Raw genomic sequence first — 12808 nt, forward strand, 5'->3', positions numbered from 1 at the left:
TTTCGGCGCGAGTCCGGAACGGCATCCATAAAACAGGAGACAGATCCCGATGAGCCGCTATGAAGAGTTCTACCGCCAGTCCGTCGACGCGCCCGAGGCCTTCTGGGCCGAGCAGGCGAAGCTGATCGACTGGCACACGCCCGCGCAGCAGATCCTCGACGCCAGCCAGCCGCCGTTCGCGCGCTGGTTCGTCGGCGGCACCACCAACCTGTGCCACAACGCCGTCGACCGGCACCTTGCCGATCGGGGCGACCAGCCGGCGCTGATCTTCGTGTCGACCGAGACCGGCACCGAGAAAAGCTACAGCTTCGCCGAGCTGCATGCCGAGGTGCAGCGCACCGCCGCCAGCCTCGTCGAACTGGGCGTGGGCAAGGGCGACCGCGTGCTCATCTACATGCCGATGATTCCCGAGGCCGCCTTCGCGATGCTGGCCTGCGCGCGCATCGGCGCCATCCATTGCGTGGTGTTCGGCGGTTTCGCCAGCGGCTCGCTGGCCACGCGCATCGAGGACGCCGAGCCCAAGGTGGTCGTGAGCGCCGACGCCGGTTCGCGCGGCGGCAAGGTCATCGCGTACAAGCCGCTGCTCGACGAAGCCATCCGCCTGTCGAAGCACAAGCCCGAGGCCGTGCTGCTGACCGACCGCGGCCTGGCGCCGATGACGCTGGTGGCCGGCCGCGACCATCTGGCGGGCGAGTTGAGGCAAAAGCACCTGGATGCGCAGGTGCCCTGCACCTGGCTGGCCTCGACCGACATCAGCTACACCATCTACACGAGCGGCACCACCGGCAAGCCCAAGGGCGTGCAGCGCGATGTGGGCGGCTACGCCGTGGCGCTGGCCGCGAGCATGAAGCACATCTTCGACGGCCGCCCCGGCGAAACCTACTTCTCGACCAGCGACATCGGCTGGGTCGTGGGCCACAGCTACATCGTCTATGGCCCGCTGATCGCGGGCATGGCGACCATCATGTACGAGGGCCTGCCCACGCAGGGCCTCGACCAGCAGCCCGACGGCGGCATCTGGTGGCGCCTGGTCGAGAAATACAAGGTGACCGTGATGTTCAGCGCGCCCACCGCCGTGCGCGTGCTCAAGAAACAAGACCCGGCGCTGCTCAAGAAATACGACCTGTCGACCCTGCGCGCGCTGTTCCTGGCCGGCGAGCCGCTGGACGAACCGACCGCGCGCTGGATAAGCGACGGCCTGGGCGTGCCGATCATCGACAACTACTGGCAGACCGAATCGGGCTGGCCGATGATCACCATCGCCAACGGCGTGGAAGCCAAGCCCAGCAAGTTCGGCAGCCCCGGCGTGCCGATGTACGGCTACCGCATCAAGATCCTGCACGAGTCGACCGGCGAGGAGCTCACCGGCGCGAACAAGAAGGGCGTGGTCGTGGTCGAGGGCCCGACGCCGCCCGGTTTCATGCAGACCGTGTGGAAGGACGACGCGCGCTTCGTCAACACCTATTGGAAGAGCGTGCCGGGCAAGATGGTCTATTCGACCTTCGACTGGGGCATCCGCGACGCCGACGGCTACTTCTACATCCTGGGCCGCACCGACGACGTGATCAACGTCGCCGGCCACCGGCTGGGCACGCGCGAGATCGAGGAGAGCATCTCGGGCCACGCCAACGTGGCCGAGGTGGCGGTGGTCGGCGTGGCCGACACGCTCAAGGGGCAGGTGGCGATGGCCTTCGTCGTGCCGAAGGACGGCCTGGCCGTGACCGATGCCGACGCGGCGCTCAAGCTCGAGGGCGAAATCATGAAGGTCGTGGCCGACCAGCTCGGCGCCCTGGCGCGGCCTGCGCGCGTGCGCTTCGTGAGCGGCCTGCCCAAGACCCGCAGCGGCAAGCTGCTGCGCCGGGCGATCCAGGCCGTCTGCGAGCAGCGCGACCCGGGCGACCTGACCACCATCGACGATCCGGCCACCCTCCAGCAGATCAAACAGTTACTGTCCGCCACCTGACCGCAGGCGCGAATCGGGGTAGGGTTGCGGGCCTTGCGCAGCCGCGTTCTGTCGTCATATGGTTGACGTGGCACAATGCCAAGGTACTCAGGCCCTTCCCCAGCCACAGTCGCATCCGCCAATCGGTCCAGCCGTGTCGCGGAAGGTTTCTTAACCAACTCGTGCTTCCTCCAGGGAAGCGAAGGTCAGCGGATCATGAGCGATTCCTCTACGCCCACGGCGTACACCGCCTATCAAGGCAACACCTACCTCTTCGGCGGCAATGCGCCCTATGTCGAGGAGATGTACGAAAACTACCTCGCCAACCCCGGCAGCGTTCCCGACAACTGGCGCACGTATTTCGACGCCCTGCAGAACGTTCCCGCCGCCGACGGCACCAGCGCCCGCGACGTCCCCCACCTGCCGGTCATCAACGCCTTTGCCGAACTGGCCAAGCAGGGCACGACCCGTGTCGTGCAGGCCAGCGGCGCCGACTCCGAACTCGGCCGCAAGCGCACGGCCGTCCAGCAGCTGATTGCCGCCTACCGCAACGTCGGCGCCCGCTGGGCCGACCTCGACCCGCTCAAGCGCGCCGAGCGTCCCGCCATTCCGGAACTCGAGCCCTCGTTCTACGGTTTTGCCGACGCTGACCTCGAGACGGTGTTCAACACCAGCAACACCTTCTTCGGCAAAGAGACCATGTCGCTGCGCGACCTGCTCAATGCCCTGCGTGAAACGTACTGCGGCACGATGGGTGCCGAGTACATGTACACCACCGACCAGAACCACAAGCGCTGGTGGCAGCAGAAGCTCGAAAGCGCCCGCACCAACCCCAAGCTCAGCGCCGAGCAGAAGAAGCACGTGCTCAACCGCCTGACGGCCGCCGAAGGCCTCGAGCGTTTCCTGCACACCAAGTACGTCGGCCAGAAGCGCTTCTCGCTCGAAGGCGGCGAAAGCTTCATCGTCGCGATGGACGAGCTGATCAACCAGGCTGGCGTCAAGGGCGTGCAGGAAATCGTGATCGGCATGGCCCACCGCGGCCGCCTGAACGTGCTGGTGAACTCGCTGGGCAAGATGCCCGCCGACCTGTTCGCCGAGTTCGACCACACCGCCCCCGAAGACCTGCCCTCCGGCGACGTCAAGTACCACCAGGGCTTCAGCTCGGACGTGACCACCCCCGGCGGCCCGGTCCACCTGAGCCTGGCGTTCAACCCCTCGCACCTGGAAATCGTGAACCCCGTGGTCGAAGGCTCGGTGCGCGCCCGCATGGACCGCCGCGGCGACCCGCTGGGCAAGCAGGTGCTGCCCGTGATCGTGCACGGCGACGCCGCCTTCGCAGGCCAGGGCGTCGTGATGGAAACGCTGGCACTGGCCGAAACCCGTGGCTACTCCACCGGCGGCACGGTGCACATCGTCATCAACAACCAGATCGGCTTCACCACCAGCGACCCGCGCGACAGCCGCTCGACGCTGTACTGCTCGGACATCGTCAAGATGATCGAAGCGCCGGTGCTGCACGTGAACGGCGACGACCCCGAAGCCGTGGTGCTCGCCACCCAGTTCGCTCTTGATTTCCGCATGGAATTCCAGAAGGACGTGGTCGTCGACATCATCTGCTTCCGCAAGCTGGGCCACAACGAGCAGGACACGCCTTCGCTCACCCAGCCGCTGATGTACAAGAAGATCGCGGCCCACCCCGGCACGCGCAAGCTGTACGCCGACAAGCTGGCCGCGCAAGGCCTGGGCGACACGCTCGGCGACGACATGGTCAAGGCGCAGCGCGCCGCCTTCGACGAAGGCAAGAACACCGTCGACCCCGTGCTCACCAACTTCAAGAGCAAGTACGCCGTCGACTGGAGCCCGTACCTCAACAAGAAGTGGACCGACGCCGGCGACACCGCCATTCCCTCCGCCGAGTGGAAGCGCCTGGCCGAACGCATCACCAAGGCACCCGAGAACTTCACCGTGCACCCGCTCGTGAAGAAGGTGCTGGACGACCGCGCAGCCATGGGCCGTGGCGACGTCAACGTCGACTGGGGCATGGGCGAGCACATGGCCTTCGCCTCGCTGGTGGCCAGCGGCTACCCGGTGCGCCTGTCGGGTGAAGACTCGGGCCGCGGCACGTTCACGCACCGCCACGCGGTGCTGCACGACCAGAACCGCGAGAAGTTCGACACCGGCACCTACACGCCGCTGCAGAACGTGGCCGAGAACCAGGCCCCGTTCGTCGTCATCGATTCGATCCTGTCCGAAGAAGCCGTGCTGGCCTTCGAATACGGCTACGCCTCGAACGACCCCAACACGCTCGTCATCTGGGAAGCCCAGTTCGGCGACTTCGTGAACGGCGCGCAAGTGGTGATCGACCAGTTCATCGCCTCGGGCGAAGTCAAGTGGGGCCGCGTCAACGGCATCACGATGATGCTGCCGCACGGCTACGAAGGCCAGGGCCCTGAGCACAGCTCGGCCCGCCTGGAGCGCTTCATGCAGCTGAGCGCCGACACCAACATGCAGGTGGTGCAGCCCACGACGGCCAGCCAGATCTTCCACATCCTGCGCCGCCAGATGGTGCGCAACCTGCGCAAGCCGCTGATCATCCTCACGCCCAAGTCGCTGCTGCGCAACAAGGACGCGACCTCGCCGCTGTCCGAGTTCACCAAGGGCAGCTTCCAGACGGTCATTCCCGACAGCAAGGGCCTGAAGGCCGAGAAGGTCAAGCGCCTGATCGCCTGCTCGGGCAAGGTCTACTACGACCTGGCCAAGAAGCGCGAAGAGCAGGGCAGCGACGACGTGGCGATCATCCGCGTCGAGCAGCTCTATCCGTTCCCGCACAAGGCGTTCGCCGCCGAGGTCAAGAAGTACCCCAACCTCGTGGACATCGTCTGGTGCCAGGACGAGCCGCAGAACCAGGGCGCCTGGTTCTTCGTGCAGCACTACATCCACGAAAACATGCAGGAAGGCCAGAAGCTCGGCTACTCCGGCCGTGCCGCCTCGGCATCGCCGGCCGTCGGCTACTCGCACCTGCACCAGGAACAGCAGAAGGCGCTGGTCGATGGCGCATTTGGCAAGCTCAAGGGCTTCGTGCTGACCAAGTAAGAACCGTCCCTTTTCACACGAACACCCTCAAGAACAAAACGGAGCTCACTCCAAATGTCTATCGTAGAAGTCAAAGTCCCCCAGCTTTCCGAATCCGTGGCCGAGGCCACCATGCTCACGTGGAAGAAGAAAGCCGGCGAAGCCGTCGCCGTCGATGAAATCCTGATCGAGATCGAAACCGACAAGGTCGTGCTCGAAGTGCCGGCCCCCTCGGCCGGCGTGCTGGTCGAGATCGTTCAGCCCGACGGCGCCACCGTGGTGGCCGAGCAGCTGATCGCCAAGATCGACACCGACGGCAAGGCCGCCGCCGCGGCACCCGCTGCTGCAGCAGCCCCCGCCGCCGCGCCGGCCGCTGCTGCTCCCGCAGCGGCAGCCGCCGCCACCGGTGGTTCGAAGGCCGACGTGGCCATGCCCGCCGCCGCCAAGCTGCTGGCCGACAACAACCTGAAGACCAGCGACGTGGCCGGCACGGGCAAGGACGGCCGCGTGACCAAGGGCGACGTGCTCGGCGCCGTGGCTGCCGGCGCCAAGCCTGCCGCCACCATCGCCGCACCGGCTGCCAAGCCCGCGCTGCAACAGGTCGCCGCGCCCGCCGCACCCGACCTGGGCGAGCGTCCGGAACAGCGCGTGCCGATGAGCCGCCTGCGCGCCCGCATCGCCGAGCGCCTGATCCAGTCGCAATCGACCAACGCCATCCTGACCACCTTCAACGAAGTGAACATGGCCCCGGTCATGGACCTGCGCAAGAAGTTCCAGGACGCGTTCACCAAGGAACACGGCGTGAAGCTCGGCTTCATGAGCTTCTTCGTGAAGGCGGCCGTGCACGCGCTGAAGAAGTACCCGGTGCTCAACGCCTCGGTCGACGGCAACGACATCCTGTACCACGGCTACTTCGACATCGGCATCGCCGTCGGTTCGCCGCGCGGCCTGGTGGTGCCCATCCTGCGCAATGCCGACCAGATGAGCTTCGCCGACATCGAAAAGAAGATCGCCGAGTACGGCAAGAAGGCCCAAGACGGCAAGCTGGGCATCGAAGAAATGACCGGCGGCACGTTCTCCATCTCCAACGGCGGCACCTTCGGCTCGATGCTCTCGACCCCGATCATCAACCCGCCCCAGTCGGCCATCCTGGGCGTGCACGCCACCAAGGACCGCGCCGTGGTCGAAAACGGCCAGATCGTCGTTCGCCCGATGAACTACCTCGCCATGAGCTACGACCACCGCATCATCGACGGCCGCGAAGCCGTGCTGGGCCTGGTCGCCATGAAGGAAGCGCTGGAAGATCCGTCGCGCCTGCTGTTCGACATCTGATCCGGGGAGCAAGAACCAGATGGCAAACAAGCAATTCGACGTCGTCGTCATCGGCGGCGGTCCTGGCGGCTACATCGCGGCGATCCGCGCTGCGCAGCTCGGCTTCAACGTGGCCTGCATCGACGAGTGGAAGAACGGCAAGGGCGGTCCTGCACCGGGCGGCACCTGCACCAACGTCGGCTGCATCCCCTCGAAGGCGCTGCTGCAATCGTCGGAGCACTTCGAGCAGGCCGGCCACCACTTCGCGGACCACGGCATCAAGGTCGAAGGCCTCGGCCTGGACATCGACAAGATGCTGGCCCGCAAGGACCAGGTCGTGAAGCAGAACAACGACGGCATCCTGTACCTGTTCAAGAAGAACAAGATCAGCTTCTTCCACGGCCGCGGTTCGTTCGTGAAGGCGGACGAAGCCGGCTACGAGATCAAGGTGGCAGGCGCCGCTGAAGAATCGATCAGCGGCAAGCACATCATCGTCGCCACGGGCTCCAACGCCCGCGCGCTGCCGGGCACGCCGTTCGACGAGGAAAACATCCTCTCGAACGACGGCGCGCTGCGCATCGGTGCGGTGCCCAAGAAGCTGGGCCTGATCGGCTCGGGCGTCATCGGCCTCGAAATGGGCTCGGTGTGGCGCCGCCTCGGTGCCGAGGTCACGGTGCTCGAAGCACTGCCGACCTTCCTGGGCGCTGTGGACGAGCAGATCGCCAAGGAAGCCAAGAAGGCCTTCGACAAGCAGAAGCTCAAGATCGAACTCGGCGTCAAGGTCGGCGAGATCAAGTCGTCCAAGAGGGGCGTGAGCGTCGCCTGGACCAACGCCAAGGGCGAAGCCCAGACGCTGGAAGTCGACAAGCTGATCGTCTCGATCGGCCGCGTGCCCAACACCATCGGCCTGAACGCCGAAGCCGTGGGCCTGAAGCTGGACGAGCGCGGCGCCATCGCCGTGGACGACGACTGCAAGACCAGCCTGCCCAACGTGTGGGCCATCGGCGACGTGGTGCGCGGCCCGATGCTGGCGCACAAGGCCGAGGAAGAAGGCGTGGCGGTGGCGGAGCGCATCGCGGGCCAGCATGGCCACGTGAACTTCAACACCGTGCCGTGGGTGATCTACACCAGCCCCGAGATCGCATGGGTCGGCCAGACCGAGCAGCAGCTCAAGGCCGCGGGCCGCGCCTACAAGGCCGGCACCTTCCCGTTCCTGGCGAACGGCCGCGCACGTGCGCTGGGCGACACGACCGGCATGGTCAAGTTCCTGGCCGACGCCGCCACGGACGAGATCCTGGGCGTGCACATCGTGGGTCCGCAGGCCAGCGAGCTGATCTCCGAAGCCGTCGTGGCGATGGAGTTCAAGGCCAGTGCCGAAGACATCGCGCGCATCTGCCATGCGCACCCGTCGCTGTCGGAAGCCACCAAGGAAGCGGCCCTGGCCGTGGACAAGCGCACGCTCAACTTCTGATCTCCGGTTCTTGAGCGAACCCGGCCCCGATCGACCCTCGCGGGGCGGTCGGGGCTCTCCATTTTTGAAGCGATCCGATCCCTTGAGCGTCAAACAGGCTTACGAAGCGGAACTCGCGGCACGCGGGTTCAAGAGCGATCCCGCACAACTGGCGGCCGTCGAGGCGCTCGACCGCTGCGCCACCGAGTGGGGCGAGTACAAGGCCCGGCGCTCCAATGCGCTGAAGAAGCTCATCAACCGGCCCGAGCTGCCGCGCGGCGTCTACATGTACGGCGGCGTGGGGCGCGGCAAGAGCTTCCTGATGGACCTGTTCTTCAACGCCGTGCCGCTGCGACGCAAGACACGCCTGCACTTCCACGAGTTCATGCGCGAAGTGCACCGCGAGCTGCGCGACCTGCAGGGCACCGTGAACCCGCTCGACGAGCTGGGGCTGCGCATCTCCAAGCGCTACAAGCTGATCTGCTTCGACGAGTTCCACGTCGCGGACATCACCGACGCGATGATCCTGCATCGGCTGCTCGTGGCGCTGTTCGACAACGGCGTGGGCTTTGTCACCACCTCGAACTTCAAGCCCGACGACCTGTACCCCGGCGGCCTGCACCGCGACCGCATCCTGCCCGCCATTGCACTGCTCAACCAGAAGCTCGAGGTGCTGAGCGTGGACAACGGCACCGACTACCGGCGCCGCACGCTGGAGCAGCTGCGCATGTACCTCACGCCGAACGACGCGGCGGCCGAGAAGGAAATGCGCCACGCCTTCGACAAGCTGGCCGAGACGGCCGACGAAAACCCGATCCTGCACATCGAGCAGCGTGAGATCCGCGCGCTGCGCAAGGCCGGCGGCGTGGTGTGGTTCGACTTCAAGACGCTGTGCGGCGGTCCGCGCTCGCAGAACGACTATCTCGAGATCGCGAGCCAGTTCCACACCGTGCTGCTGTCCGACGTGCCGCACATGCCGGTGCGCATGGCCTCGGAAGCACGCCGTTTCACCTGGCTGGTCGACGTCTTGTACGACCGGCGCTGCAAGCTCATCATGTCGGCCGAGGTTCCGCCCGAGGCGTTGTACACAGAGGGACCGCTGGCGCACGAGTTTCCGCGCACGGTGTCCCGGCTCACCGAAATGCAGTCGAGCGAATTCCTCGCCCTGGAACGCCGCATCGTCGACACCCGACTCACATGAAAAAAACCGCTCTTGCCCTGTTCCTGGCCTTGGCCAGCCTGCCGCTGTGGGCCCAGTCCAATGCGGCGGCGGGCAACGCCGACCTCGAAGCCGAACGCAGCCGCCTGGCGGCCGAGCGCGAGGTCATCGAGTCGCGCTACGCGAAGGAGCGCGCGGCCTGCTACAAGAAGTTCGCGGTCGAAGACTGCCTGCGCGAAAGCCGCAGCCGCCGTCGCAAGGAAACCGACCACATCAAGCGGCAGGAAACCGCGATCAACGACATCCAGCGCCAGCGCAGCGGCGCGGCCGAGCTGCAGAAGCTCGACCAGAAGGCCGCCACCCAGCGCCCGCAGGATTCGCGCGAACAGCGCGAGAAGTCGCAGGAAGACCAGAAGGCGCGCGAGCAGCGCGCCGCCGACCACGCCGCGAGCCGGGCCGCGACCGCGGCCGACGCGGCCGAGCGCCAGCGCCAGTTCGAGAACAAGCAGAAGGCCCACGCCGACGAGCAGGCCAAGGCGGCCCAGCGCCGCGCCGAAGCGCCGGCCGCGACCACGCGCTTCGAGGACAAGCAGAAGCGGGCCGCCGAACACCGTGCCAACCGCGAACGCCAGAACGCCGAGCGCACCAAGCCGCGCGGCGCGCCGTTGCCACCGGCACCGGCGCCCTGAAAGAGGAGAGGGCGCTCAGGCCGCCGCGGGCAGCCGGTCGAGCTTGAGCACCGCGATCGAGATGTTGTCGCCCGTGCCGCGCGCACGGCGCCGTGCTTCTCCCACCAGGATTTCCACCGCGTCGCGCGGCGGCTGCGCGTACAGCACGCTGGCCAGTTCCTCGGGAGAGAAGTAGTGCCACAGGCCGTCGCTGCAGGCCATCAGCAGGTCGCCCGGCTGCAGCTTGGCGATGTGGTGCGGATCGACCGGCGGCGGCGTGGTCGTCATGCCCAGGCAGCCCAGCAGGATGTTGCCCTGCGGATGGATGTTGGCCTCGGCCTCGCTGATCTGGCCGCGATCGACCAGGGCCTGTACGTACGAATGGTCGCGCGTGCGCTTGATCAGCGCACCGTCGTTGAAGTGGTAGATGCGGGAGTCGCCCGCATGGATCCAGGCGCAGTCGCCCTTGGGGTTCATCAGGAAGGCGGCCAGCGTGCTGTGCGGCTCCTGCTCGCTCGACAGCGCCGTGAGCTTGATCACCGTGTGGGCGTCTTCGAGCAGCTGGCGCAGCACGACGGCGGGGTCGTCGCGCTCGGGGCTGTAGCGGGTGAAGAGCTGGCGCGCGGTCATCAGCACCTGGTCGGACGCCTTGCGCCCGCCGCTGCGCCCGCCCATGCCGTCGGCGATGACGCCGAGCACGCAGCCCGGCGTGCGGGGGTGGCTCATCAACAGCACCTGGTCCTGCTGGTAGGGGCGATCCCCCTTGTGGAGGCCGGTGGCGGCGGCGAGTCGAAAGCCTTGGGTCATGAGCGCTGGGGCGCCAGAGGCGCGCTTTCTGTCTTCTCTGGGGTTCGTGTCAGGACGTATTATCGAATGAACACGCGCGGCCCCATGCGGCACGCGCACCCCCACCGTTGGACTCCAATCTTCATTCCCTTTCCCGTCAGCTGATCGAGCTGCGCATTGCGCATGCCGACCTCGACGCCACCATCGACCGGCTCTCGGAAGACGGCACGCCGCAGGACGAACTGCTGATGCGCCGCCTGAAAAAGCGCCGCCTCGCCCTGCGCGACCAGATCGCCCAGCTCGAGAACGCGCTGGACCCGAAAGAACCGGCGTGACGTCGCCGCTCGAAAACCAGGTGCGCGATGCGTTCGCGCAGGACGGGGTGCTGTCGCAGGCCGCCGAGCAGTTCCGCGAACGCGGCGGCCAGACCGAGATGGCGATGGCCGTGGCCCGCACCATCTCCGACGGCGGCATGCTCGTGGTCGAGGCCGGCACCGGCGTGGGCAAGACCTTCTCGTATCTCGTGCCGGCGCTGCTGAGCGGCGAGCGCGTGCTGCTCTCGACCGCCACCAAGACCCTGCAGGACCAGCTGTTCGGCCGCGACCTGCCGCGCCTCGTCGAGGCCTTCGCACTGCCGATACGCACGGCGCTGCTGAAAGGGCGGGGCAGCTACCTGTGCCTGCACAGGCTCGACATGGCGCGCCACGACGCCTCGCTGCCCGAGCGCGGCAGCCTGCGCACGCTGGCGAAGATCGAGCAGTGGTCGAAAGCCACGCGCACCGGCGATCTCGCCGAACTTCCGGGGCTCGACGAGCGCTCGCCGCTGATTCCGCTGATCACTTCCACGCGCGAGAACTGCCTGGGCGCGCAATGCCCGCAGTTCAAGGCCTGCCACGTCAACCTGGCGCGGCGCGAGGCGCTGGCGGCCGACATCGTGGTCATCAACCATCACCTGTTCTTTGCCGACCTCGCGGTGCGCGAGACCGGCATGGCCGAGCTGCTGCCGACCGTGAGCGTCGTCGTGTTCGACGAGGCGCACCAGCTCAACGAAACCGGCGTGCAGTTCCTGGGCGCACAGCTCGGCAGCGGGCAGGCGCTCGACTTCGCGCGCGACATGCTCGGCGCGGGCCTGCAGCATGCGCGCGGGCTGGTCGACTGGCAGCAGCTGGTGGCGGCGGTCGAACGCGCGGCGCGCGAGCTGCGGCTGGTGGTCGGCAAGCAATGGCCGGGCGCCAAGCTGCGCTGGATCGGTCCCGCCCCCGAGGGCGTGAATGCCGAAGCCTGGCAGGGCGCACTCGACGACCTGCAGGACGCCTTCGTGCTGGCCGCCGACGGGCTGGACACGGTGAGCGAGATCTCGCCCGACTTCGTGCGCCTGCACGAGCGCGCGCGCCAGCTCGCCAAGCGCACGGCGCGTTTCGCGCAGCCGTGCGAACTCGACTCCGTGCGCTGGGTCGACGTGGGCACGCAGCTGCGCCTGATCGAGTCGCCGCTCGACATCGCCGATGCGATGCGCAAGCGGGTGCTCAAGCTGGCCGACGAGCCTGTGGAGTCCGACCTGCCCTACGGCGACGACGAGGAAGACCCGGAGCACGGCGCCGTCCCGCCGCCACCGCAGGAAGACAGCCGCCGCGCCTGGGTCTTCACCTCCGCCACGCTGGGCGACGACCCGACGCTGCGCTGGTTCACCGAACCCTGCGGCCTGCGCGACGCCGAAGTGCTGCGCGTGCAAAGCCCCTTCGACTACGCCTCGCAGGCAGCAATCTATGTGCCGCGGGCCTTTCCGAAGCCCAACGATCCCACGCACAGCCAGCAGGTGGCCAAGCTGGCCGCGCACGGCGCTGCCGAACTCGGCGGGCGCACATTGGTGCTCACCACCACGCTGCGCGCGCTGCGTACGATCGGCGACGCGATGCGCCAGCAGTTCGAACTGCTCCAGACGGAGGCGCGGCCCGAGGTGCTGGTGCAGGGCGAGCTGCCCAAGCGCGTGCTCATGGACCGCTTTCGCGAAGGCGCCAGCAACGGGCGCGCGGGCTGCGTGCTGGTCGCGTCGGCCTCGTTCTGGGAAGGCTTCGATGCGCCGGGCGACGCGCTGCAGTTCGTGGTGATCGACAAGCTGCCGTTTCCGCCGCCCAACGATCCGCTGGTGGAGGCCCGCTCGCAGCGGCTCGAAGCGCAGGGGCGCAGCTCGTTCAGCGACTATTCGCTGCCCGAGGCGGCCGTGGCATTGAAACAAGGGGCAGGGCGCCTCATTCGCCGTGAAACCGACAGCGGCGTGCTCGCGATCTGCGACACGCGCCTCGTGGCGATGGGCTATGGCCGGCGGCTGCTGGCGGCGTTGCCGCCGATGCGCCGGCTGGAAACCGAAGCGGATTTCGAGAGCGCGATCGACGCGCTCAGGAAATCGGACTGATATCTAC

At 67.2% G+C, this 12808-nt stretch carries 9 protein-coding genes; 8 read left to right on the forward strand and 1 reads right to left on the reverse strand.

Annotation, left to right across the window (positions count from 1 at the left end):
- Positions 1-49 precede the first annotated feature (49 nt).
- The 6 genes from AC1RLW_RS01925 to AC1RLW_RS01950 all read left to right on the forward strand — a co-directional run bounded on the left by AC1RLW_RS01925 (position 50) and on the right by AC1RLW_RS01950 (position 9623).
- The gene (locus AC1RLW_RS01925) at positions 50-1963 is read left to right on the forward strand and encodes a propionate--CoA ligase (RefSeq protein ID WP_493192076.1); all 1914 of its coding nucleotides are present in this window, start codon (positions 50-52) and stop codon (positions 1961-1963) included.
- 195 nt (positions 1964-2158) lie between these two features.
- A complete protein-coding gene (locus tag AC1RLW_RS01930) occupies positions 2159-5035 on the forward strand; it encodes a 2-oxoglutarate dehydrogenase E1 component (RefSeq protein ID WP_062480820.1) in 2877 nt (958 codons plus the stop codon).
- Between the two features lie 54 nt (positions 5036-5089).
- Positions 5090-6346, forward strand: coding sequence for a 2-oxoglutarate dehydrogenase complex dihydrolipoyllysine-residue succinyltransferase (gene odhB / locus AC1RLW_RS01935; RefSeq protein ID WP_070061019.1), 1257 nt, complete (start codon positions 5090-5092; stop codon positions 6344-6346).
- 19 nt (positions 6347-6365) lie between these two features.
- A complete protein-coding gene (lpdA, locus tag AC1RLW_RS01940; RefSeq protein ID WP_493192077.1) occupies positions 6366-7796 on the forward strand; it encodes a dihydrolipoyl dehydrogenase in 1431 nt (476 codons plus the stop codon).
- Between the two features lie 82 nt (positions 7797-7878).
- Positions 7879-8976 carry a cell division protein ZapE gene (gene zapE / locus AC1RLW_RS01945; protein ID WP_062480826.1) on the forward strand — a complete coding sequence of 366 codons (1098 nt, stop codon included), beginning with the start codon at positions 7879-7881 and terminating at the stop codon, positions 8974-8976.
- Positions 8973-9623, forward strand: a complete 651-nt coding sequence (locus AC1RLW_RS01950) for a hypothetical protein (RefSeq protein WP_095947211.1) — start codon at positions 8973-8975, stop codon at positions 9621-9623. Before zapE ends, AC1RLW_RS01950 begins: the two co-directional genes overlap by 4 nt.
- A 15-nt stretch (positions 9624-9638) precedes the next feature.
- On the opposite strand, the gene AC1RLW_RS01955 is transcribed toward AC1RLW_RS01950, so the two are convergent.
- Positions 9639-10409: a PP2C family protein-serine/threonine phosphatase gene (locus AC1RLW_RS01955; protein ID WP_062481950.1), complete on the reverse strand. Its 771-nt coding sequence runs from the start codon at positions 10407-10409 to the stop codon at positions 9639-9641.
- A gap of 107 nt (positions 10410-10516) precedes the next feature.
- Between AC1RLW_RS01955 and AC1RLW_RS01960 the strand changes: the two genes are divergently transcribed.
- Entirely contained in the window at positions 10517-10723 is a 207-nt protein-coding gene (locus tag AC1RLW_RS01960; protein ID WP_062481953.1) for an HP1242/YdcH family protein, read from the forward strand.
- Positions 10720-12801: a DNA repair helicase YoaA gene (gene yoaA, locus AC1RLW_RS01965; protein WP_493192078.1), complete on the forward strand. Its 2082-nt coding sequence runs from the start codon at positions 10720-10722 to the stop codon at positions 12799-12801. The genes AC1RLW_RS01960 and yoaA overlap by 4 nt, the downstream gene beginning before the upstream one ends.
- The last annotated feature ends 7 nt before the right edge of the window (positions 12802-12808 follow it).

The organism is Variovorax sp. GW822-FHT04A09 (genome assembly GCF_058801005.1).

Excerpts from the sequence above, each read along its gene's own strand:
- AC1RLW_RS01925 (WP_493192076.1), top strand. The coding sequence starts at position 50 with ATGAGCCGCTATGAAGAGTTCTACCGCCAGTCCGTCGACGCGCCCGAG.
- AC1RLW_RS01930 (WP_062480820.1), top strand. The coding sequence starts at position 2,159 with ATGAGCGATTCCTCTACGCCCACGGCGTACACCGCCTATCAAGGCAAC.
- odhB (WP_070061019.1), top strand. The coding sequence starts at position 5,090 with ATGTCTATCGTAGAAGTCAAAGTCCCCCAGCTTTCCGAATCCGTGGCC.
- lpdA (WP_493192077.1), top strand. The coding sequence starts at position 6,366 with ATGGCAAACAAGCAATTCGACGTCGTCGTCATCGGCGGCGGTCCTGGC.
- AC1RLW_RS01950 (WP_095947211.1), top strand. The coding sequence starts at position 8,973 with ATGAAAAAAACCGCTCTTGCCCTGTTCCTGGCCTTGGCCAGCCTGCCG.
- AC1RLW_RS01955 (WP_062481950.1), bottom strand. The coding sequence starts at position 10,409 with ATGACCCAAGGCTTTCGACTCGCCGCCGCCACCGGCCTCCACAAGGGG.